The sequence below is a fragment of the Sphingomonas sp. OV641 genome (genome assembly GCF_900109205.1).
Classification (GTDB): Bacteria; Pseudomonadota; Alphaproteobacteria; order Sphingomonadales; family Sphingomonadaceae; genus Sphingomonas.
Genome location: NZ_FNZB01000001.1, coordinates 777,318 through 798,931 on the forward strand (window position 1 = coordinate 777,318; position 21,614 = coordinate 798,931).

The window sequence follows — 21,614 nt, forward strand, 5'->3', positions numbered from 1 at the left end:
ATGGTCGGCGCGGCAGTGTTTGTTTATGGTTTGCTGGTAAGCTTCATCTTCTCGGGTGCGTCGCGCAACGCCAAGTTGCAGCGGCCTAACCCGCCGATCGTGACCTATGTCGGCTATGTACTGGTGGGTGTGACCACGGGCGCTTCGTTGCTGCTCTTCGCCCATGCCCTTGGGCTGTCGGCCGGCTTTCCCCTGATTGCACTCGCGATCTGATACGCAGGGCGCGCCTTTTCTGAAGGTGCGCGGATCGCCGCGATAACGCTGCGCGCGGCGGTGGGTCTTTGATCCCCCACGCCACGCGATCGTCACGTGGCCCGGTAGATCGCGGTTTGCGGCCGGGTGGATGCCGGGACGGGCCCGGCACGATGAGCTCGTTCCTGAGCAGGCTGCGGCCGCTCAACGGCAGCCGATTCGCATCTTAGTCAGCTGCTGACCTGCGGCGGCAGGCCCGCCATTCGAGCATCAGCCAGGGTCTTTGATCGGGGTGTCGCGGGTCACTGCGCGGACCCGCGGCCGCGCCGTTCGCCGCGCCGTGCCTTGCGGACCTGCTTGGCATGGGCGCGCGCCCTGGCCTTGCGATCCTCTCGGGTCGGCTCTGGCCTTGTGTCCATCGGCATCATTTCACCTGCCATTTCCTCGAACCCGAGCCCCTTGAGGCTTTCGGCGAAGTGCGTTGGCAGCGGAGCGGTGACGTCGATGGCACCGCCATCGGGATGATCCACCCGGATCCGCCTCGCGTGGAGGTGCATCTTGCGACTGATCCCGCCGGTCAGGAACGCGGCCGGTCCGCCATATTTGCCATCGCCGACGATCGGATGGCCGATCGCCGCCATGTGGACGCGCAACTGGTGGGTTCGACCGGTGAACGGCTGGAGTTCGACCCAGCAGGCGCGATTGCCGGCGCGCTCGATCACGCGGTAGCGGCTGCGCGAGGGCTGACCGTTTTCCTCATCGACATGCATTTTCTCGCCGCCGGTGCCCGGCTGCTTGGCGATCGGAAGATCGACGGTGCCATCATCGATCGACGGAACGCCGACGACGAGTGCCCAATAGACCTTCTTCGCCGAGCGGCTGGAAAACGCCTTGGAGAAGAACGCCGCCGCGCGAGCGGAACGGGCAACCAGCAGCGCGCCAGACGTGTCCTTGTCCAGACGATGCACCAGCTTCGGGCGCCCCTCTGCCTCGAACTGCAGAGCGTCCAGCAAGCCGTCGACATGCGCCGTGGTCTTCGTGCCGCCCTGCGTGGCAAGACCTGGCGGCTTGTTCAGGACAAGCGCAGCCTGGTCCTTGTGGATCACCATTTCACGCGCGAACGCCGCCTCGTCCTCACTGAGCGGCGGACGCTCCCGCTTTGGCTTGGGATCGACACGAACCGGTTCGGGTGGGGGCAGGCGGAGCACCTGACCGGCAGCGACCCGGTCGCCCGGGCCGACGCGTGCACCGTCCAGCCGCAGCTGACCCGTGCGGGCCCATTTCGCAACGGTGGTGAAGCTGGTGTCCGGCAGGTGCCGCTTGCACCAACGGTCAACGCGGATGCCATCGTCGTCCGAGCCAACGGTGAACTGGCGAACCGATTCGCTCATGCTGCCGACCTCGCCAGACCAAAACCAAGCGCCAGTGCGGCAATCGAACCGAGCACCGATGCGGCGACATAAGCCAGCATCTGCGCCCAGGCGCCGCGCTCCATCATCATCACGGCATCAAGCGAGAAAGCCGAAAATGTGGTGAAGCCGCCAAGCACGCCGACACCCAGGAACAGCCGCCACGGCTCCCCGCTCACCATCCGCGATAGGGTAGCGGCGAGGAGCCCCATGGCCAATCCGCCGCTGACGTTGACGAAAAGCGTACCCCAGGGCCAAGCGGCCCCCAGCGCGGACAATGCCGCGCGACCAACGAGATGGCGCAGGCCAGCGCCAAGCGCGCCGCCAGCCATCACCAGAACCAATGCATTCATCCCACCGCCCCTAGACCCATGAAGGTCAGGGCGGAAGGGCAGTCAGCGCGGCGCGTCCACCATCAGATCGACATTCGTGCCGCCATCGGCGCGCGGGCGCAGCCGCACCATGAAGGCGGCGGCCTCACGCGTACCGGCAAGAACATGCTCGCCAGCGTCCTGGCCGTGACCTCCGCGATAGCCCGCATCGGTCGTCCGCGTGTAATACCAGTCGAGCAGGCGCTGCATGGGGGCGGCGCTGGCGAAGCTGACCACGCGCAGCGCGCAGCCGTTCCCGTCGGCACCCGCCGCTTCGATCACGCGCGCGTCGGGATAGAGCGGCACGGCATCGGGCAGGCGGTTCGCCCAGCTGGTGGAATAGCGCACATTGCGGACGCAGTCGGCCGACCCGCCCTGACTGGCGGCGAGCGCGCCCAGGGTGAGCGCACGCCGGGCGGAGGCACATTGCGGACAATTGGCGGATGGTGCCGGTGCGGTGCGAAGCGCGCCTGCGACCGGCTTGTGCGCAGCGTCCGCGATGGTCTCGGGCGGCAGTGCCAAAGACTCGGGCTGGGCGGGCGGGCGGAGCGCGTCGGCATTCGCCTGCTGCACCAGCTTCGGATCAACCATGATCTGATCGCGCAGGGCGGACTCGAGCACCGGATCCGAGGCATCGTTGACGTCCTGCTTAGTTCGAGCAGCGTCAGCCCCGTTCAACGGCGCGTCCGATTGTTGACCACAGGCGCCGACGACGAGTGCCATGGCGGCGACCACGGCCAAGGAGTGAAAGCGCCCGTCGGGGACGGATTTGAAGCTCTTCAGGGTCATTCGCTTACTGCCGAACCATGGGAAGCGCTGGACTGTGTCTCGCTCTTGTAACACACCCGTTTGCTCTCCATGTTGAAACCATGCTCAACATCGTTTCGGTCCTGATCGGCCTCGTCACCCTCGTCCTCGGTCTTGTGGCGTTCATGCCGCTGCTTGGCTGGATGAACTGGCTAGTGATCCCGATCGGCATCGTCGGAGCGGCGGTTGGTGCGCTTTCCAGCAGCAATGGCGGGCGTAACCTCAACATCGTGCTGATCATCATCTTTGCGCTTCGGCTGATGCTGGGTGGCGGGATCATCTGAGCCGGGCAGGGCCGTCAGGGCGCAACCACGACGCAGCTGACGCCGGATTTCGCGCACGCGGCCTGTGCCGCGGCCTTTGATGCAAAGCCCGTCGCCTGCAGCCGGGTGACCCCGCCGCCTTTGACGTAGCTGGCGCCGCCGCCGGTACGGCTGCCGACCTTCGCCCACAAGCTGTGCGCATTGCCTTCATCGCGGAAGGCGCCAAGCTGGATCCGCCATCTCCCGCCGGCGCTGACGGAGGAGGATGCGGGCGCCGATGCGGCGGGGCGCGCGGGCGCATAGGCCGCCAAAGTCGCCGGCGGCGGTGCGGCACGGACGGCGGTTGCCTGTGCCGGGCGCGGCGGAGTCGTGACGGTCGCGGTAGCCGTCGGGATCGGCGATGTGGCGGCGACCCGCGGCAACGGCGCGCTGGAGACGGTGCCGCCGGGCGTGGATGGTGGCAAGCGCGTGGCGAGGGCGCGCGCTTCAGCCTCATATTTGCGGGCGAGCGTCAGCCCCTGCTGCCGCTGCGCTTCCGGGATATATTGATCCATCTGCGCCAGGGTTTGCGATGCTTGTGGCAGGCCCTGCTGCGACGAGCGCGTGACCAGCGCATAAGCGCGCACCCAATCGCGCGGAACGGCATCGGCGTTGAACAACATGGTGCCGAGCACGAGCTGCGTACGCCGCTCCCCGCGCGCGACCGACTTCTCCAGCCACGGCAGCGCCTCGGCCTTCTTGCCTTCCTGGAAAAGGGCAAGGCCGTAATTGTCGATCGCCTGGCTGTGGCCTTGTGCGGCGGCCTTGCGGAACCATTCAATCGCGTTGGGCAGATTTGCCGGGATGCCGCGACCAAGCTTGTACGCCTGACCAAGGTTGAATTGAGCATCCGCGTCACCACTGGCAGCGAGCGGGCGCCAGATCTCGACCGCCGCCTTATAGTCGCCGCGGCTCCAGGCATCCACACCCTGCTTCACATCAGCGCCGGCAGATCCAGCGACCAAGGCCGCCGCGATCATTCCAGCAAAATACGCACTCTTCATTCGTCTTCCCCGAATTGATCGCGACCCTTCTGCCGATGGAGCGTGATGTGAACGCCCGAGGTTACTCCATCGCTAACCCGGCCAAGCTGCGGGACGGGAGGGGTGTTTACCATTCCTTATCATCGGATTGGCATCAAACGCAGGAGATGGGGAAGCCCATGTCGCCGGCGGGTTCCCGCAACGGGACGCGGCACGGCTTCGACCAAGACGATGGCCCGGGGATCGACGATGAACAAGCGTGCAGTTGCAGGTTTCAGCCTTACGGCGCTGATGCTGGGCGGAGCGATGGTGGGTTGCGCACAGGGCGGCATCTCCACCGCCAGCACGCGCAGCGAGGCGACCCTTGCGAAACATGCCGCTCGTAATGCCGAAAAGGCTGCCGAGGCGCTGCAGAAGGGCGATCCGGCGAAGGCCGTGAGCTTTGCGGAAGCGGCGGTCGCCGCGGTGCCAAACAATGCCGATTATCGCGCCTTGCTTGGCTCCGCCTATCTGAAGGCGGGCCGCTTCACCTCCGCCCATGCCGCTTATGCTGACGTGCTGACCCTTTCGCCGCAGAACGGCAGGGCTGCGCTGAACCTGGCGCTTGCCATGATCGCCGAGGGACAATGGGACGAGGCGCGGCAGGCGCTGGAGAGCAATGCCGCCATTGTTCCGGCGAGCGATCGCGGCCTTGCCATCGCGCTGGCGGGCGATCCGGCTGGCGGTGTGGAGGTGCTGACCGCGGCTGCGCGCGCGCCGGAGGCGGACGCCAAGACCCGCCAGAACCTGGCACTGGCGCTGGCGCTGGCGGGCCGCTGGGCCGATGCTCGCCAGATGGCGGGCGTCGACATGGCGCCGACGGATGCGGATGCGCGCGTTCTGCAATGGGCTGCCTTTGCCAAGCCGACCGGGGCCGCGGATCAGGTGGCCGCGCTGCTGGGAGTGACGCCGGTGAAGGATCCCGGCCAGCCGGTCGCCCTGGCGCTGAACAAGCTCATGCCCTCGCGCGACGCCCCGGCTGAGCTTCTGGCCGAAGCGCCAGCGACGAGCCTTGTGGCCGAGCCTGAGCCGACGCAAGTGGCTGCCGTTGCGGCAGACGTTCCGGCTGGTCCCAGGATCGTGTTCGCAGAGCGCCGCGAGGTGGTTCAGTCGCTGCCGGCCGGTACGCAGGTTGCCCGAAGCGCTGGGGTGAACGCGCCGGTGCGGCTTGCGGCAGTGGAAAGCGAGGGTTCGGCGAGGGTCAGGCAAGCCGGCAAGTGGTTCGTGCAACTTGGCGCCTATGATTCGGCAGCCGTTGCCAAGGACGCGTGGGAGCGCGCCCAGCGCCGTTATGCCGGATTTGCCGGCGAGACGCCGAGCGGCATGGCGTTCAAGTCCTTTTACCGCCTGTCGGTGGGCGGCTACTCCCGTGGCGAGGCCAATGCGCTGTGCCGCGGCTATCGCGCCAACGGCGGCTCATGCTTCGTTCGCACCAGTGCGGGCGACCAGACCGCTGCCTGGGTGAAGCCGTCCCGGGTTCAGTTCGCAGGAAGGTGAGCCTGCGCGAACGCTGGATCATCGCCGGCCGATCGGCCGGGACGATCAGGCGAGTTCGCGCCCACCCTTGAACAAGCGCAACACGCGGCCCTGGACCGGAAGACCGTCAAAAGGCGTGTTGCCGGCGGTGCCGGGCAGCGTGTCCGCTGAAATCTGCCACGGTGCGTCCGGATCCACCAGCATGAGATCCGCCTCGGCGCCGGGCTGGAGCGATCCGGCCTCCAGGCCAAGTACCGCCGCAGGATTGCGCGACAGCAGAGCGGCGAGCCGTTCCAGGCTGACGTGGCCGTCGCGCGCCAGCCCGAGCGCCAGCGGGAGCAAGGTTGCCGCGCCTGCTGCACCAGCGGTTGCATCGGCGAAGGGCAGGCGCTTCTCCTCCGGTCCTCGTGGATCATGGCCGGAGCACAGCACGTCGATCGTCCCGTCGGCCAGCGCCGCCAGCGCCGCGCGCCGATCATCCTCCGACCGCAAGGGCGGGGAGAGATGCGCGAAGGTGCGGAAGTCACTCATCGCATTGTCGGACAGTAGCAAGTGTGCGGGGGTGATCCCGCACGTGACGCGCACGCCACGACGCTTGGCGGCGCGCACCATGTCGAAACCGGCTGCGGTGGTAACCTGACGCAGGTGGAGCCGGGCACCGGCAGCCTCGGCGAGCATGAGATCGCGGGCGATCGCCAGCGGTTCGGCAAGGGCTGGGGCGGCGGGTAGGCCCAGCCGGGTGGCGGTTTCGCCCTCCGTCGCCACCGCTTCACCCACCAGCCCGCTGTCTTCCGCATGGGTGACGACCGTGAGATCGAGATCGCGAGCATAGGCGAAGACCCGCGCCATGACGCCTGAGTCCGCAACCCAGCGCCGACCGGTACCAACGGCACGCGCGCCGGCCGAAACGCAGATCGCCATTTCAGCGAGATCGGTTCCGGTCAGGCCGCGAGTTGCGGCGGCGATGGGGTGGATCCACAGGTCCGGCCGGCCGATCAGCGCGGATCGCTGAACGATGCCTGGTTCGTCCAAGACCGGGTTCTGATCAGGCATGAGGCCGACCCGAACGATCCCACCGGCACGGAAGGCAGCGCGATCGATAGTTGCCACGCCCAGATCGACGATCGCCGGTGCCAGCAATGCGCCGCGGCAGTCGATCTCCGTTGCCCCGGCCGCCGAATCGACGATGTGTCCACCGGCAACGAACAGGTCGCCACGCCGCTCGCCCGCAACGGGACAGATGATCCGGGCATCCCGGAAGTGTAGCGCGCCGCTCATGCCCAGCCCTCCACCCCGCGTGACCGGCGCGTCAGCACGTCAAGGCAGGCCATCCGCACCGCGACCCCCATCTCCACCTGTTCGGTAATGGCGGATCGCTCCGCATGATCGGCGACGTTCGAGTCGATCTCGACCCCGCGGTTCATCGGCCCGGGATGCATAACCAGCGCGTCCGGCTTCGCGCGGGCGAGCCGCTCCAGCGTCAATCCGTAGCGGAGGTGGTATTCGCGGCTCGACGGCACATAGCCGCCGGACATGCGCTCGGTCTGAAGGCGCAGCATCATGACCACATCCGCGCCTTCCAACGCTGCGTCAAAGTCAGTGAAGGGCGTGACTCCCATGCGCTCGATCGCGGGCGGCATGAGGGTGGACGGTGCGCAGACCCGCACTTCTGCCGCCAGCGCCGTCAGGGCGAGGATGTTCGACCGCGCGACTCGGCTGTGCAGGAGATCGCCGCAGATCACCACGCGCTGATTATGGATCGTGCCGCGGCGGCGGCGGATGGTCAGCGCGTCGAGCAGGGCTTGGGTCGGATGTTCGTGGCGGCCGTCACCCGCGTTGAGCACGGGGCAATCCACCTTGTCCGCGATCAGGCGGACTGCGCCGGAGGACATTTGGCGGATGACGATCACGTCGGCGCGCATGGCATTCAGCGTCATCGCCGTGTCGATCAGCGTTTCGCCCTTCTTCACGCTCGATTGCGCGGCGTGCATGTTCACGACGTCTGCGCCGAGCCGCTTGCCGGCAATTTCAAAGCTCAGCAGCGTTCGGGTCGAATTCTCGAAAAACGCATTGATTTGCGTGAGTCCCGCCAGCCGCTTGTCGGGCACGCCGCGCTGCCGGTTGGCAGTGATCCAGCCTTCCGCCTCATCGAGCAGGAAAGAGATCTCGTGCGGCTGAAGCCCTTCGATCCCGGTGAGATGGCGGTGCGGAAAGACGGCGCCGCCGGGAATGAGGGAGGCGGGGCGGTGGTCCGAGGCAGGCATCGGAATGGGCAGTTAATCGGCGCAGGCGAGGGTGGCAAGCCGCACGGCATACCCGCCATCACCCTCTGTGCGGTGGATGACGATTGGGAACGCCGTGCGGATGACAGATCAGCCGAGCGCCTTCTTCAGCAGTTCGTTCACCACCTGCGGATTCGCCTTGCCGCCCATTGCCTTCATCGTCTGACCAACGAAGAAGCCGAACAGCGCCTGCTTGCCGCCGCGATACTGCTCAAGCTGACCCGGATTTTTCGCGAGAACGTCTGCGATCACCGCCTCGATCGCTCCGGTGTCGCTGGTCTGCTTCAGACCGCGCTCTTCCACGATCTTGCCGGGCGCATCGCCGGTTTCGAGCATCACTTCGAACACCTGCTTGGCGAGGCTGCCGGACAGCGTGCCATCTGCAACCAGCGCGAGCAGTTCGGCCGCCTGCCCCGGAGTGACGGGCGATTCGGTGATGTCCTTGCCGATGCGGTTGAGCGCGCCGAACAGCTCGCCAGTCACCCAGTTGGAAGCGGCCACCGGCGCGGCGCCCGCGTCAAGCAGAGTGTCGAACCAGCGGGCGGTCTCGACCTCCGCAGTCAGCACGTCCGCATTGTAAGCCGTGATGCCGAGTGCCTCGTACCGCTTGCGCTTGGTATCCGGCAGTTCCGGCAGAGACGCGCGGCATTCATCCAGGAATGCGTCATCGAGCTCGAGCGGCAGCAGATCAGGATCCGGAAAGTAGCGGTAATCATGCGCATCTTCCTTCGACCGCATGGAGCGCGTGGTCCCGGTGTCGGGATTGAACAGGCGGGTTTCCTGAACGATCTTGCCACCGGATTCGAGCACGTCGACCTGGCGGTTCGCCTCATGCTCGATCGCGGCCATGACGAAGCGGACCGAGTTGACGTTCTTCGTCTCGGTTCGGGTGCCGAACTCCTCGCCGGGCTTGCGCACGCTTACGTTCACGTCGGCGCGCATGGAGCCTTCCTCCATGTTGCCGTCGCACGAGCCAACATAGCGCAGGATCGCGCGCAGCTTGCGCAGATAGGCGCCCGCCTCAGACGGAGAACGCATGTCGGGCCGGCTGACGATCTCCATCAGCGCGACGCCGGAGCGGTTGAGATCGACATAGGAGCGGGTGGGGTGCTGATCATGCATCAGCTTGCCGGCGTCCTGCTCGACATGGATGCGCTCCACACCGATCGTCTTGACCGCCTCGCCATCTTCGATCTCGACTGAGCCTTCGCCGACAAGCGGATGATAAAGCTGCGAAATCTGATAGCCCTGCGGGAGATCGGCGTAGAAATAATTCTTGCGATCGAAGCGCGACCATTTGTTGATCTGCGCGTCGATCGCCATGCCGGTGCGGACCGCCTGACGGATGCATTCGCGGTTGGGAACCGGAAGCATGCCGGGCATCGCCGCGTCGATCAGGCTGACCTGCGAGTTCGGCTCTGCGCCGAACGCAGTCGCCGCGCCCGAGAAGAGCTTTGCGTTGGACGTTACCTGCGCGTGCACTTCGAGGCCGATCACGACCTCCCAATCGCCGGTGGCACCCTTGATGCGATAATCAGTCATTGTTGGATCCAAGCAAGTCGTCGAGCACCGCAGTCATCTCCCGCTTCATCAGCTGGTCAAAGTGCGTGTGCCCATGCACTTCAATCGTGTCGAGAAACATGACTGTCGTATCCCGATATTCCGGAAACGCCCTCAATCCTCGTATGTAGGCGATAATCACGGGAGCGAGATTGATCTCGCAGTTGATTTCGTCCCACAAACGACGGACCAGATTGGTGTAGGCCATCAGGCGAATAGTGGGGTCGCTACTCTCCTCCGAACCCGGTGACGAGTCTTTCACCACCAAGCCTGTGGCCGCGCGACGAAGCCGGCGCGCTCTTCAATCGCAAGCGCGGCGTTGAGCACGCCTTGCTCGTCCAGCGCCTTGCCGATGACCTGCAATCCGAGCGGCAGGCCATGCTTGTCGAGGCCGCCAGGTACGCTCATCGCGGGTAGGCCGGCGAGCGACGATGGCACCGTGAATACGTCGTTCAGGTACATGGCGAGCGGATCGTCGCTTTTTTCGCCAAGGCCGAACGCCGCCGAAGGAGCGGTCGGCGTCAGCAGCACGTCGCAGCTTTCCCAAGCCTTGTCGAAGTCTTGCGCGATCAGGGTGCGGACCTTCGACGCCTGGGTGAAATAAGCGTCGTAGAAGCCGGCCGACAGCACATAGGTGCCGATCAGAATGCGCCGCTTCACTTCCTCGCCGAAGCCGGCCGCCCGGGTGGCGGCGTACATCGCCTGAAGGTTTGCACCCTCCGGCAGATCGCGCTGGCCGTAGCGAACGCCGTCATAGCGGGCGAGGTTGGAAGAGGCCTCGGCCGGGGCGATGATGTAATAGGCCGGCAGTGCATATTTGGTGTGCGGGAGCGATACCTCGACCACCTCGGCCCCGGCGTCCTTCACCCATTCGATGCCACGCTGCCACAGTGCCTCAATCTCTTCGGGCATGTTGTCCACGCGATACTCGCGCGGGATGCCGACGCGCTTGCCGGCCAGGCTGGCATTCAGGCCCTGCTCCCACTGCGGCACGGGGATGTCCAGCGAGGTCGCGTCCTTCGGATCGAAGCCGCTCATCGCCTCCAGCATGATCGCGCAATCGCGCACGTCACGGGCCATCGGGCCGGCCTGATCGAGTGACGAGGCGAAGGCGATGACGCCCCATCGCGAGCAGCGGCCATAGGTGGGCTTGATGCCCGAGATGCCGGTGAAGGCGGCGGGCTGGCGGATCGAGCCGCCAGTGTCGGTGCCGGTCGCCGCCGGGCAGAGGCGGGCCGAGACGGCCGCCGACGAGCCGCCAGAAGAGCCGCCGGGTGCGAGCGCCGCATTGCCGCCGTCCTTGCGGCGCCATGGCGAGATCACGTTGCCGAACGCGCTGGTCTCGTTGGACGAGCCCATGGCGAACTGATCCATATTGAGCTTGCCCAGCATGCCCGCGCCTGCATCCCACAGGCGCTGCGACACGGTGGATTCATACTGCGGCGTGAAGCCTTCCAGAATGTGGCTCGCCGCCGTGGAGGCCACGCCCCTGGTGCAGAACAGGTCCTTCATGCCGATCGGCACACCCGCGAGCGGCTTCAGCGCCTCTCCGGCAGCGCGTGCGGCATCAGCAGCATCGGCGGCGGCGAGCGCGTGATCGGGCGTTTCCACCAGAAATGCATTAAGTTGCCGCGCGTTGCTGACAGCGGCGTTGAACGCTTCGGCCACCTCGCGCGCAGTGAATGTGCCTTCGCGGACGCCGTCGCGGATCTCGCGAATGCCAAGGCTGGTCAGATCAGTCATCAGAACACCGTCACACCGGCCTGCGCCGGCGCTTCAAGAGAAAGGAAGGGGGAGCGAGTCGCGGCCAGCATGATCACTCGATCACCTTGGGAACGGTGAAAAAGCCGTGTTCGGCCTGGGGCGCGTTGGCCAGCACCGCATCGCGCAGACCGCCTCCGGTGAGCGGATCAGCGTTCACCACGTCATCGCGCAGGCGCAACTTGTTGGGGATTACGGCCGTCATCGGGGCTACGCCGCTGGTGTCCACCTCTCCCAATTGCTCGACCCAGCCAAGGATGTTGTTGAGCTCAGGCACGAGCCGCTCGGCATGGGCATCGTCGATCGCGATGCGGGCGAGGCTCGCAACCTTCTTCACGGTGGCAATATCTACGGACATGGCGCGCGCGCTATCACTGTGGCCGGTGCGAAGGCAACAGCGCTAGCGACAGGGCGGCGCGCTTGGCGTGGCAAACGCGTGTTCGGCGAGCCAGGCAGCGCCGATCGCCACATGCAGCATGGTTGCGCGGGGCCGGCCGCTGGGGCAGGCGGGCGGGCATGGCACGCAAGTTCCTTTACGTCATTGCCGTCCTGATCGCGCTCGTGATCGCCGGAGCGGTCGTTTACCGGATTTGGGGCAATGACCTGATCCGCTGGACCTTCGTGCCTGGCCGGCCGTTCGAGGCAAAGGCTAAGGTGCGCGAAGACGTGTACGACCGTGCCGACATGTGGTTGGCGCGCCCGGACCTTGCGGGCAATCCAGCGCTGTGGACCCCCGCGGGCTACCAGCCGCGGAAGACGGCGGGCGGCGCGGCGGTCTTCTTCATCCATCCGACGTCATATCTGAGCGACGACCACTGGAATGCGCCGCTGGAGAACAAGGAGGCCAATGATCGTGCCGCCCTGTTCCTGCGTGGACAGGCCAGCGTCTTCAACGAGGCGGGCGAAATCTGGGCCCCGCGATATCGGCAGGCGACATTCGGATCATTCCTGACCGATGCGGGCGACGCCGAACGTGCGCTTGATCTGGCTTATGGCGATATCCAGTCCGCCTTCGCTGCCTTTCTGCGCCAGATCGGCGCAGACCGGCCGATCATTCTGGCCGGGCATAGCCAGGGTGCGCTCCATCTGACGCATCTGCTGAAGGACAAAGTGGCGGGCACGCCGATCGCCCGGCGCGTGGTTGCCGCTTATGTCGTGGGCTGGCCTGTCAGCCGCGAGCATGATCTGCGGGCGATGGGCTTGCCGGAATGTACCCGTGCGGATCAGCAAAGATGCCTCCTTTCATGGGAGACGTTTGCGGAGCCGGCCGATCCATCCTTGGTGCTTGATACCTATGACAAGTCGATCGGTTTCGATGGGAAGCCGCGTGGTGGATCCCGCCTGGTCTGCACGAACCCGCTTACCGGCACAGCCGACGCCCAGGCTCCGGCGAGCGGCAACCTTGGTACGCTTCTCCCCGCGGCGGATCTTGGCAGCGCGAAGATTGAGGGCGGGAAGGTGCCGGCACGGTGCGGCGAGCGCGGCTTGCTGCTGATCGGCGGGGGGCCGGATGTCGGGCCCTACGTGCTCCCCGGCAACAACTATCATGTGTACGACTACAGCCTGTTCTGGGCGAACGTACGCGCCGATGTGGCGCGGAGGCTGGCGGCGCAATGATTACGGCATCGGCACAGGATTTCCGCGGCGCGTTGCCCAACGGCGGGCGGCTGATCGGGTTGGACCTCGGGACGAAGACGATCGGGACGGCGCTGTGTGACGCGGGCTGGAGCTTCGCCAGCCCCGCAGCGCTGATCCGCCGCCGCAAGTTCACGCAGGACAAGGCGGCACTTAGCGAGATGATGGCGGCGCAGCAGGTGGCCGGCATCGTGCTCGGCCTGCCGCTCAATCTGGACGGAACGGAAAGCCCGCGCAGCCAATCCACCCGCGCCTTTGCACGCAACATTGCCGATCTCGCGCCCATCCTGCTGTGGGATGAGCGCTGGTCCACGGTCGCGGTGGAACGGGTGATGATCGAACAGGATATGAGCAGGGCCAAACGTGCCGAGCGGATCGACAGCCTGGCGGCGGCGCATATCCTCCAAGCGGCGATCGACGCGCTGGTTCGGGATTGATCAGGCAGACCGCAAGGGCCGGAAGGCCGTGCGGACCTCCTGAACGAACAATTCGGGCTGCTCAAAGGCCGCGAAGTGCCCGCCGCGGTCCAGCTCATTCCAGTGGATGATGTTGGGATATTGCCGCTCCGCCGAGCGCCGTGAGGCACGGAAGATCTCCTTCGGGAACATGCTGTAACCGGTCGGTACAGTTACCTTGTCCGTGCCGAACGATCGAAAGCTCTCCCAATACAGCCTTGCGGACGAGGCGCCGGTACCTGTCAGCCAATAGAGCATGATGTCGTCGAGCATCTCGTCACGGCTAAGCGCATTTTCCGGTTCGCCGTCGCAATCGGACCATTCGCGAAACTTCTCGTAGATCCACATCGCCTGGCCAACGGGCGAGTCGACCAGGCCGTAGCCGAGGGTCTGCGGGCGCGTCGCCTGCTGCTGGGAATAGCCGTTCCCGTCCTGCATGTAGCGTTGCAGGCTCTCAAGCGAGGCCTTCTCCTGATCGGTCGCGTTCGCCATGTCTTCGGGCGATGGACGCACGACCAGCATGTTGAGATGGATGCCGGCGACGGAGGGATCCCCGCTGGCACCAATGGCCGTCGTCACGGCCGAGCCCCAATCTCCGCCCTGCGCGACGAAGCGGTCATAGCCCAGGCGCTTCATCAGCGCGATCCATGCCTTGGCGATCCGCGGGACTGGCCAGCCCTGCTCGGGACGTTCCGAGAAGCCATAGCCGGGGAGAGACGGGCAGATGACGTGAAACGCATCCTCCGGCTTCCCGCCATGCGCGACCGGGTCGGACAGGGGACCGATCACTTTCATGAACTCCACGACGGACCCCGGCCAACCATGCGTGATGATGATGGGAAGAGCGTCGGGGTGCGGCGAGCGCCGGTGCAGGAAGTGCAGGTTCAGTCCGTCAATTTCTGTCGTGAACTGGCCGATGGCGTTCAGCGCCGCTTCGCACCGGCGCCAATCATAGTCGTTCTGCCAATGATCGATGAGCGCCCTTGCGCGGTCGAGCGGGACGCCCTGTTCCCAGCCCGGCACAGTCTCCCGTTCCGGCCAGCGCGTGCGGGACAGGCGATCCCGCAGATCCTGCAGTACGTCCTCCGGCACTGCGAGGTGGAACGGAAGGATCGCATCGCTCGACATATTCGCTCCTCAGCCGTCGCGGCGCAGCAGCGCGAGCGCCTGTTCGGCCAGCGCCGGGCAGCCGTTGATCGCCTCACCGGCATTGGGCGTGGTGCCGGCAAGCGCGCGAGCGTAAACACCCTGGCTGATCGAGGCCAGGCGGAAGACGGCGAAGCCGAGATAGAAGCTCCAGTCCTCGATCCCGCTGCGCCCCGTGCGCCGACAATAAGCGGCGACATATTCCTCCTCCGAAGGAATGCCGCTGGTGGCAAAGTCCACGCCAGCCAGTGTGCCCCAGGATGGCGAAGTCGAATGCCACATGAACCCGTTGTAGCCGAGATCTGCAAGCGGATGGCCGATCGTGGAGAGCTCCCAGTCAAGCACGGCGATGAGGCGCGGCTCCGTCGGGTGGAACATCACGTTCTCCAGCCGATAGTCACCATGAGCGATCGCCACGGCTTCATCGGCCGGGATCCGCCCAGGCAGTTCCGCGATCAATGCCTCCATCGCCGGAACGGGTTCGGTCTCTGCACCGCGATATTGCTTGGTCCAGCGCGCGATCTGCCGTTCGAAATAGCCAGTGGGCCGGCCGTAATCCTCCAGCCCGACGGCGCGGTGATCCACCGAGTGGAGGGCGGCCAAGGTTGCGTTCAACTGATCGTACACTGCGCTACGTTCGGCGGGGGTCAGATCAGGCAAAGTCGCGTCGCGGAAGATGCGCCCTTCAAGATAATCCATGACGTAAAAGGCGGTGCCGATCACGTCGGGATCGTCGCACAAGGCGCACATGACGGGTACCGGGACACCAGTATCACGGAGCGCGGCCATGACGCGATATTCGCGATCGACCTGATGCGCACTGGCCAGGAGCTGACCGGGCGGTTTTTTGCGTAGGACGTAATCGCCCGCCTCGGTGGAAAGCATGAACGTCGGGTTGGATGCGCCGCCGACGAACTGCCGAACCTGCATATTTCCGCCGAAACCTTCCACATGGCGGTTCAGCCAAGCCGCAAGGCGCGCTTCATCAAACTGGTGGCGCGATGCAACTTGGGTCAGCCGTGCGCCGCTCATGCGCGCATACCCATGATATCTGCCGACGATTTTTCCGCCATCGTCCTCTCCCTTGCGTGTGACTGGCCGTCACTTGCCGCTCACCTTGCGGAATCGCGGGCGGATTGGAAGAGACTTCGGCACGATTACCGAACAGTTGAGAAAATTTCGGCAAGCAATCGGAAATCCCGCTCGCGGGGGCTGGCGCGGCGCCAGGCGAGCGCAATCGTGCGCCTGGGATTGTCACCGCCCAGCGGCCTTGCGGCAATGCCGGTGTGGTCCAGGATGCCCGCGTTCAGCGCAATCTCGGGAAGCATGGTCACGCCAAGGCCATTGTCCACCATCTGAACGATGGTGTGGAGAGAGGTGCCCATCATGGTCGCCTCCGCCCGCAGCTCCGGCCGATTGCAGGCCGCCAGCGCATGATCCTTCAGGCAATGGCCGTCTTCCAGCAAGAGCAGCCGGGTTTCGTCAATGTCTTTCGGGGAGACCGGCTTCACCTCTTCTGGCAGCTCCCCAGTCGGAAAGGCGAGGAACAGGCGATCGTCGAACAGCGCCTGTGTGGTCACCTCTCCGCAGGAATAAGGCAGGGCAAGGAGAACACAGTCCGCACGGCCGTTCTGCAGCGATTCACACGCAGCACCGCTCGGCTCCTCGCGCAAGTACAGCTTCAGATCGGGATATTCGGCGCGCAGCCGGGGAAGGGCACGTGGGAGAAGAAATGGCGCAATCGTGGGGATGACGCTCATGCGCATTTCGCCCGACAGCGGCCGTCCCGCCGCGCGCGCCAGATCGCCGAGCTCCTCCGCCTCGCGAAGAACGCGGCGTGCCTTGGTGACGATCTGCTCGCCCAGCGGGGTGAAGCGAACGACGCGGCGGGTGCGTTCCACCAGCGTGACGCCGATCAACGTCTCCAACTCGCGAATGCCGGCCGACAGCGTGGACTGAGTCACGAAACAGCTATCGGCCGCGCGCCCGAAATGCCCATGATCGCGGAGCGCAATCAGATATTGCAGCTGCTTGAGCGTGGGCAGGTACGTGTTCGCCATTAATCGTTCCGTTCGATCACCGGGCGTCGATTAGCGGTAAACGTTCGATGATGCGAGCAGTTGCGATGGACGGTTCTACAGAACGGCGCGAATGAATCCGTAAGTGCTGGTGATCATCAGCACGATGCCGACCAGGATCAGCATCGTCTTCGTCGGAATGCGCTTCGCCATCACGGCGCCAAGGGGCGCGGCCAGCACGCCGCCGATCAAGAGGCCAACCGTGGCGGTGGCGAAATCCTTCAATCCCAGATGAGCGATGAACGTGGCGGATACGCTGAGCGTCAGGAAGAACTCGACGGAATTCACCGTGCCGACGACGCGGCGTGGCTCCACGCCCTGAACAAGGAGGTTGGAGGTGACGATCGGACCCCAGCCACCGCCGCCCGCAGCGTCAAGAAAACCGCCGACGAGGCCAAGGGGCTCCACAACCTTCGGTTTCTGCGACGTAGGCGGGAAGAGAAGCCCGCGAACGAGCAGATAGATGCCTACCGCGATTAGATATCCCAGCACGAACGGCTTCACCGTTTCGCCATCGACATTGGTGAGGAGATAGGCGCCACTGACCCCGCCGATCATGCCGGGGATCAGAAGGCGGAAGAAGAGCCGCCGATCGACATTGCCGTGCAGGACATGGCTGATGCCCGAGACGGCGGTGGTGAAGGTTTCGACAATATGGACGTTGGCCGAGGCACGTGCCGGCGCAAGACCCATCACCGCCACCAACAGCGTGTTGCAGATGACGCCGAACGCCATGCCCAGCGCGCCGTCGACAATCTGGGCGCCAAATCCGACGAGGATGAACGGCAGCAACGTTTCAATGGAGAGCAGCGAAAAATCCACGGACGGGCCCCTGATCCCTGGTGATGGGGCGATGCATGGCCCAGGAATCTAAAACCTACAAGTTTGCTATGCTTTGCACGCAGAAGCTTTGGCTTTGCCAGCGCTGGAAAAGCGCCAACGGAGGTCCTAGATCGCGCGTTCACGAGAAGGGGACGCGTGATGGCGCGATTGGCCAGTTACCTTGATTCGATTCGGGCCCGCGATCCGGCCCCGCATTCGCGGCTCGAAATCCTGACCTATCCCGGCGTTTGGGCGCTTGGGTGCCATCGCATTGCCCATCGGCTGTACCGTGCCCGGCTGTTCTTGCTTGCGCGGATGGTGAACCACTTTGCCCGGTTCATGACGGCCATCGATATTCATCCCGGCGCAAAGATCGGCCGTAACTTCTTCATCGATCATGGTTTTGTGGTGATCGGCGAGACGGCAGAGATTGGCGATGACGTGACGATCTACCAGTGCGTAACGCTGGGTGGGACCAGCCCGGACAATGGCGTCGCCGGAAAGCGCCACCCGACCATCAGCGACGGCGCGATCATCGGATCCGGGGCGCAGGTGCTGGGGCCGATCAACGTTGGCCGACGCGCGCGCGTCGGCGCCAACGCCGTGGTGACGCGTGATGTGCCCGAAGGCGCGGTCATGGTGGGTATCCCGGCACGACCCACAATGGTGGAGGGTGGGCGCGCTCCGGACCGCTCGTTCATGGCCTATGGCACGCCGTGCAGCGAGATGTTCGATCCGGCCACGCAAAAGGTGGAGATCCTTCGTTGCGAACTCGAGGCGATGAAGAAGCGCCTGGATGCAATGTTGGCGGAGCAGGACGGAGAACAGCGGGCGCGTGACCGCGCCTGATGGGGGTAGTTACACCTTTTCCTTCGGCCGGGCGGCCCAGCCAAATTGGCTTCGAGCGTATCGAACTGAACCGCATTCTGGACCTATATGGCCGGATGGTAGCGGCCGGGCATTGGCGCGACTATGCGATCGAGCTTGGCCGAGAGGCGGCGATCTTCGCTGCGTTCAGGCGGGCCGCCGAACGTCCCGAGTTTCGCATCGAGAAGCGCCCGGCGCTGCGAAACCGGCAGGGCATGTGGGCCCTGGTCGGTGAAGCGGGGCAAGTCGTGAAACGTGGTCACGAGCTCGGCCCCGTCCTGGCGCCAGTGGAGCGGCGCCTTATGAAACTGGTCGAGGATTAATGTCTGTCGCGTGCCTGCCGCCACAGGGCTGATGCATCAGTGAGTGGTCGGCGAGGGGAGCTTTAGGCCGGCGCAGGACAGAGGCCGCCGCTTCTATCAGGCAAGCGGAGTGTCGGGGCTGGCGGACCAGCCCCGAACCGTCTTCAGGCGCCCTGAAGCTTCTTGCCGATCATCATGGACTGGCCGGCACCCGAATCCGGAACGATCTCGCCAGTGCGATCAGTGATTTCCGCCCAATGCTTGGCGATGCCTTCGGGCGACAGCTCCTCGCCGCTGAGCGCGACGCCCGGCGTCAAGGTGACATAGGCCGCCTGGAAAACGCCTGCGCCAGCGCCGACGATCTGGTTGGTGGGCGCATCCTCGCTGACGAGATACAGAGCCGCCGGCACAACCTTGTCAGGCGAGAAGGCCTGGAAAAGCTGCTCCGGGAAGAGATCTTCGGTCATCCGGGTGCCCGCCACTGGCGCCAGCGTGTTGACCTTGATGTTGTTCTTCGCGCCCTCAAGATACAGCGACTTGGTGAAGCCGGCGAGACCCAGCTTCGCGGCGCCATAGTTCGTCTGACCGAAATTGCCGTACAGGCCGGTTGACGAGGCCGTCATGAGGATGCGGCCATAATTCTGCTCGCGCATCGTGTCCCAAACCGCCTTGGTGGCATTGGCGGAACCGAGCAGGTGAACCTGAACGACGAAGGCGAAGTCGGCCGGATCCATCTTGGTGAACGACTTGTCGCGAAGGACGCCGGCATTGTTGATAAGAACGTGAACGCCGCCCCAGGCTTCCTTGGCCTTTGCGACCATCTCCACCATCTGCTCATATTCGGTGACGCTGGCGCCGTTCGCCATCGCTTCACCGCCGGCAGCCTTGATCTCTTCAACCACCTTGTGCGCGGCGTCGGACGCGCCGGTGCCGGTGCGATCACCGCCGAGGTCATTCACGACCACCTTGGCGCCGCGACGGGCGAGCTCAAGCGCATATTCGCGACCAAGGCCGCCGCCAGCGCCAGTGACAATGGCTACCTTGTCGTCGAAACGGATGGACATGGAAAAGGCGCTCCCTCTCGTGAATTGGAGCGCCTTCCCATACTGGACATTCAAACGGGCGCAACTGCCCGCATCGTCACGATGATGCGATCACATGATCACTTGCCGCCGCGCTGAATGCAATTGTCGTACTGACCCTTCTTGCACACCGGATATTTGTCCATAGGCGGCGGCGGGGGATAGGCCGTGTTCGGATCAGCGGCGGCCTGGAAGCGGACGGTAGCGCCCGGTGCTGGCGTGCCCTGGATCGGCGGCGCGCTCGGCTGATAGCCGCCGGCCGGATCCGTAGCGGAAGGATCGCCCGTCGCAGCCATGCCGCCCGTCGAGCCTGTCGTGGGCGCACTCATCGTACCGCCGGTGCTGGGGGACTGGGCAGCCGGATCAGCGGGGGGCGTCATGGTGCCGGTTCCCTGCATCGACGTGTCCGGCGCGGTCTGATCAGCCGTACCGGCCGGTTGCTCCTGCGCGATGGCCGGCACAGCAATGAAAGCCGCGGCCGCAAGAAAGATCGATTTCATCTGCCATTCTCCTGTCAGAATACGCTCGAATGCGTGCAAGAACGCCGGGACAACGCGCTTGTTGTCCAAAGTATCCTTCGTTTCGCAGGCGATTCAACAGGTCGTCTGCTGGCACTTGATCAACAAGTGCCAGCAGCAAGGCATTGAAAGTTCAACGTTTGCTGGAGTGAAAGTTCTTAGTGACCAGCGTCGAGCGCGTAACCGGCAGAACGAACCGTACGTATTATATCCGGGCGACCGCCTTCATTGATTGCCTTGCGCAGCCGTCGAATATGAACGTCCACCGTTCGGCTTTCGATATCGCTGTCATGCCCCCAGACGCTGTCGAGCAGCCGCTCGCGGGAAAAGACGTGGCCGGGGTGCTCCAGGAAGTGCTTCAGGAGCCTGAACTCGGTGGGGCCGAGCGGGATCACCTCGCCGCCGCGGCGGACCTTGTGCCCGACGGTGTCCATTTCCAGATCGGCATAGGTCAGCGCCTCGCCGGCGAGCGCCGGGCGAACGCGGCGCAGAACGGCGGAAACGCGGGCGACCAGCTCTCTCGGGCTGAACGGCTTGGTGACATAATCGTCCGCGCCGGTTTCAAGGCCACGGATGCGATCCGCTTCCTCGCCACGCGCCGTCAGCATGATAATCGGAACGTTTGCGGTTTCCGCCGTCCGGCGCAGGCGCCGGCACACCTCGATACCCGACAGTCCCTCCACCATCCAGTCGAGCAGGACGATGTCCGGCACCTTCTCACGGGCCAGGAGCAGCGCTTCCTCCCCGTCGATCGTGTGAATGACTTCAAAGTCCTCACGCTTGAAGTGCCAGACGAGTAGCTCCGCCAGCGCGGCATCATCCTCGACCAGAAGCATTCGGGCCCGTGCCATCATTCCCCCTTTTCACGATCGGCAAGCTGCGTGCCGGTCGCTGCGAAATAGACCATCTCCGCGACGTTGGTCGCGTGATCACCGATGCGTTCGAGGTTCTTGGCAACGAACAGAAGGTGCGCGACCTCGCTGATCGTCTTCGGATTCTCGACCATGTGCGTGACAAGCGTGCGAAAGATCGCGTCGTAAAAGTCATCCAGCGCCGTGTCGCGCTCACAGATCTCGACGGCAGCCTCCGCGTTGCGGGCGGCAAATGCGTCGAGAACGTCATGCACCATTTCGGCGGCCATACGACCCATCGCCTGGATGACCGAAATCGGCTCAATGCGGTGTTCGCTCTCGATCATCGGCACGCGCTTGGCGATGTTCTTGGCGTAATCGCCAATGCGTTCGACCACCGCAGCGATTTTCAGCGCGGCGACCACCTCGCGAAGATCATTGGCCATGGGCGCACGCAACGCGATAATGCGAACGACCAGGCGCTCCACCTCTGATTCGATCGCGTCGATCTGCTTGTCGGCTGCGCGAATCTGGCTGGCGAGTTCGAGATCACCACGATGGAGCGAGCGCATGGCGCCTTCGATCGCCTGTTCGGCCAGCCCGCCCATCTGACTGATAAGTCCGCGCAGGCGGCCGATGTCCTCGTCGAAAGCCTTGACGGTATGTTCCGCCATGT

At 64.9% G+C, this 21,614-nt stretch carries 25 protein-coding genes; 7 read left to right on the forward strand and 18 right to left on the reverse strand.

Going from position 1 to position 21,614, the window contains the following annotated elements:
* Complete coding sequence (locus BMX36_RS03495) at positions 1-213, forward strand: hypothetical protein (protein WP_066779129.1); 213 nt, start codon at positions 1-3, stop codon at positions 211-213.
* 281 nt (positions 214-494) lie between these two features.
* Here BMX36_RS03495 and BMX36_RS03500 read toward each other — a convergent pair whose 3' ends face one another.
* From BMX36_RS03500 to BMX36_RS03510, 3 genes are read right to left on the reverse strand one after another with little or no spacing between them, the layout of a single operon-like run.
* A complete protein-coding gene (locus BMX36_RS03500) occupies positions 495-1,583 on the reverse strand; it encodes an RluA family pseudouridine synthase (protein ID WP_066779131.1) in 1,089 nt (362 codons plus the stop codon).
* Positions 1,580-1,954 carry a fluoride efflux transporter CrcB gene (crcB, locus tag BMX36_RS03505; protein ID WP_093063689.1) on the reverse strand — a complete coding sequence of 125 codons (375 nt, stop codon included), beginning with the start codon at positions 1,952-1,954 and terminating at the stop codon, positions 1,580-1,582. The genes BMX36_RS03500 and crcB overlap by 4 nt, the downstream gene beginning before the upstream one ends.
* 42 nt (positions 1,955-1,996) lie before the next feature.
* Positions 1,997-2,761 carry a hypothetical protein gene (locus tag BMX36_RS03510; protein WP_093063690.1) on the reverse strand — a complete coding sequence of 255 codons (765 nt, stop codon included), beginning with the start codon at positions 2,759-2,761 and terminating at the stop codon, positions 1,997-1,999.
* Between the two features lie 80 nt (positions 2,762-2,841).
* Here BMX36_RS03510 and BMX36_RS03515 point away from each other — a divergent pair, with 80 nt between their 5' ends.
* Entirely contained in the window at positions 2,842-3,063 is a 222-nt protein-coding gene (locus BMX36_RS03515) for a hypothetical protein (RefSeq protein ID WP_066778132.1), read from the forward strand.
* Between the two features lie 14 nt (positions 3,064-3,077).
* Here the strand turns inward: BMX36_RS03515 and BMX36_RS03520 are convergent, their stop codons facing one another.
* The gene (locus BMX36_RS03520) at positions 3,078-4,085 is read right to left on the reverse strand and encodes an SPOR domain-containing protein (protein WP_093063691.1); all 1,008 of its coding nucleotides are present in this window, start codon (positions 4,083-4,085) and stop codon (positions 3,078-3,080) included.
* Positions 4,086-4,313: 228 nt separating this feature from the next.
* Here BMX36_RS03520 and BMX36_RS03525 point away from each other — a divergent pair, with 228 nt between their 5' ends.
* Positions 4,314-5,600, forward strand: a complete 1,287-nt coding sequence (locus BMX36_RS03525; protein WP_093063692.1) for an SPOR domain-containing protein — start codon at positions 4,314-4,316, stop codon at positions 5,598-5,600.
* Between the two features lie 45 nt (positions 5,601-5,645).
* Here BMX36_RS03525 and BMX36_RS03530 read toward each other — a convergent pair whose 3' ends face one another.
* From BMX36_RS03530 to gatC, 6 genes are all read right to left on the reverse strand, one after another.
* On the reverse strand, positions 5,646-6,857 hold the full coding sequence (locus tag BMX36_RS03530) for a dihydroorotase (protein WP_093063693.1): 1,212 nt from the start codon (positions 6,855-6,857) through the stop codon (positions 5,646-5,648).
* On the reverse strand, positions 6,854-7,843 hold the full coding sequence (locus BMX36_RS03535; RefSeq protein ID WP_093063694.1) for an aspartate carbamoyltransferase catalytic subunit: 990 nt from the start codon (positions 7,841-7,843) through the stop codon (positions 6,854-6,856). Before BMX36_RS03535 ends, BMX36_RS03530 begins: the two co-directional genes overlap by 4 nt.
* 108 nt (positions 7,844-7,951) lie before the next feature.
* Positions 7,952-9,403 carry an Asp-tRNA(Asn)/Glu-tRNA(Gln) amidotransferase subunit GatB gene (gene gatB, locus BMX36_RS03540; protein WP_066779841.1) on the reverse strand — a complete coding sequence of 484 codons (1,452 nt, stop codon included), beginning with the start codon at positions 9,401-9,403 and terminating at the stop codon, positions 7,952-7,954.
* Positions 9,396-9,683, reverse strand: a complete 288-nt coding sequence (locus BMX36_RS03545; protein WP_156455461.1) for a hypothetical protein — start codon at positions 9,681-9,683, stop codon at positions 9,396-9,398. Before BMX36_RS03545 ends, gatB begins: the two co-directional genes overlap by 8 nt.
* Positions 9,680-11,164, reverse strand: coding sequence for an Asp-tRNA(Asn)/Glu-tRNA(Gln) amidotransferase subunit GatA (gene gatA / locus BMX36_RS03550; protein ID WP_093063695.1), 1,485 nt, complete (start codon positions 11,162-11,164; stop codon positions 9,680-9,682). The genes BMX36_RS03545 and gatA overlap by 4 nt, the downstream gene beginning before the upstream one ends.
* Positions 11,165-11,237: 73 nt before the next feature.
* Positions 11,238-11,540 (reverse strand): Asp-tRNA(Asn)/Glu-tRNA(Gln) amidotransferase subunit GatC, encoded by a 303-nt coding sequence (gene gatC, locus BMX36_RS03555; protein WP_066779835.1) that lies wholly within the window; start codon positions 11,538-11,540, stop codon positions 11,238-11,240.
* 158 nt (positions 11,541-11,698) lie between these two features.
* Between gatC and BMX36_RS03560 the strand changes: the two genes are divergently transcribed.
* Positions 11,699-12,799: a DUF3089 domain-containing protein gene (locus BMX36_RS03560; protein WP_093063696.1), complete on the forward strand. Its 1,101-nt coding sequence runs from the start codon at positions 11,699-11,701 to the stop codon at positions 12,797-12,799.
* Positions 12,796-13,254, forward strand: coding sequence for a Holliday junction resolvase RuvX (ruvX, locus tag BMX36_RS03565; protein ID WP_066779831.1), 459 nt, complete (start codon positions 12,796-12,798; stop codon positions 13,252-13,254). The genes BMX36_RS03560 and ruvX overlap by 4 nt, the downstream gene beginning before the upstream one ends.
* On the opposite strand, the gene BMX36_RS03570 is transcribed toward ruvX, so the two are convergent.
* The 4 genes from BMX36_RS03570 to BMX36_RS03585 all read right to left on the reverse strand — a co-directional run bounded on the left by BMX36_RS03570 (position 13,255) and on the right by BMX36_RS03585 (position 17,318).
* A complete protein-coding gene (locus tag BMX36_RS03570) occupies positions 13,255-14,400 on the reverse strand; it encodes an epoxide hydrolase family protein (RefSeq protein WP_218142131.1) in 1,146 nt (381 codons plus the stop codon).
* A gap of 9 nt (positions 14,401-14,409) precedes the next feature.
* A complete protein-coding gene (locus BMX36_RS03575) occupies positions 14,410-15,450 on the reverse strand; it encodes a phosphotransferase family protein (RefSeq protein WP_093063697.1) in 1,041 nt (346 codons plus the stop codon).
* 125 nt (positions 15,451-15,575) lie between these two features.
* Positions 15,576-16,478 carry a hydrogen peroxide-inducible genes activator gene (locus BMX36_RS03580; protein WP_066779825.1) on the reverse strand — a complete coding sequence of 301 codons (903 nt, stop codon included), beginning with the start codon at positions 16,476-16,478 and terminating at the stop codon, positions 15,576-15,578.
* 75 nt (positions 16,479-16,553) lie between these two features.
* Positions 16,554-17,318, reverse strand: a complete 765-nt coding sequence (locus tag BMX36_RS03585; protein ID WP_093063698.1) for a sulfite exporter TauE/SafE family protein — start codon at positions 17,316-17,318, stop codon at positions 16,554-16,556.
* A gap of 159 nt (positions 17,319-17,477) precedes the next feature.
* Here BMX36_RS03585 and epsC point away from each other — a divergent pair, with 159 nt between their 5' ends.
* Entirely contained in the window at positions 17,478-18,167 is a 690-nt protein-coding gene (epsC, locus tag BMX36_RS03590) for a serine O-acetyltransferase EpsC (protein WP_066779822.1), read from the forward strand.
* Positions 18,167-18,508 (forward strand): DUF2794 domain-containing protein, encoded by a 342-nt coding sequence (locus BMX36_RS03595; protein ID WP_066779820.1) that lies wholly within the window; start codon positions 18,167-18,169, stop codon positions 18,506-18,508. Before epsC ends, BMX36_RS03595 begins: the two co-directional genes overlap by 1 nt.
* Positions 18,509-18,651: 143 nt before the next feature.
* Here BMX36_RS03595 and BMX36_RS03600 read toward each other — a convergent pair whose 3' ends face one another.
* The 4 genes from BMX36_RS03600 to phoU all read right to left on the reverse strand — a co-directional run bounded on the left by BMX36_RS03600 (position 18,652) and on the right by phoU (position 21,612).
* Positions 18,652-19,551, reverse strand: a complete 900-nt coding sequence (locus BMX36_RS03600; protein WP_093063699.1) for an SDR family NAD(P)-dependent oxidoreductase — start codon at positions 19,549-19,551, stop codon at positions 18,652-18,654.
* A 98-nt stretch (positions 19,552-19,649) separates the two neighbouring features.
* The gene (locus BMX36_RS03605) at positions 19,650-20,069 is read right to left on the reverse strand and encodes a hypothetical protein (protein WP_093065194.1); all 420 of its coding nucleotides are present in this window, start codon (positions 20,067-20,069) and stop codon (positions 19,650-19,652) included.
* Positions 20,070-20,245: 176 nt separating this feature from the next.
* A complete protein-coding gene (gene phoB, locus BMX36_RS03610) occupies positions 20,246-20,938 on the reverse strand; it encodes a phosphate regulon transcriptional regulator PhoB (protein WP_066779816.1) in 693 nt (230 codons plus the stop codon).
* Positions 20,938-21,612 (reverse strand): phosphate signaling complex protein PhoU, encoded by a 675-nt coding sequence (gene phoU / locus BMX36_RS03615; RefSeq protein ID WP_066779815.1) that lies wholly within the window; start codon positions 21,610-21,612, stop codon positions 20,938-20,940. The genes phoB and phoU overlap by 1 nt, the downstream gene beginning before the upstream one ends.
* Positions 21,613-21,614: the final 2 nt, after the last annotated feature.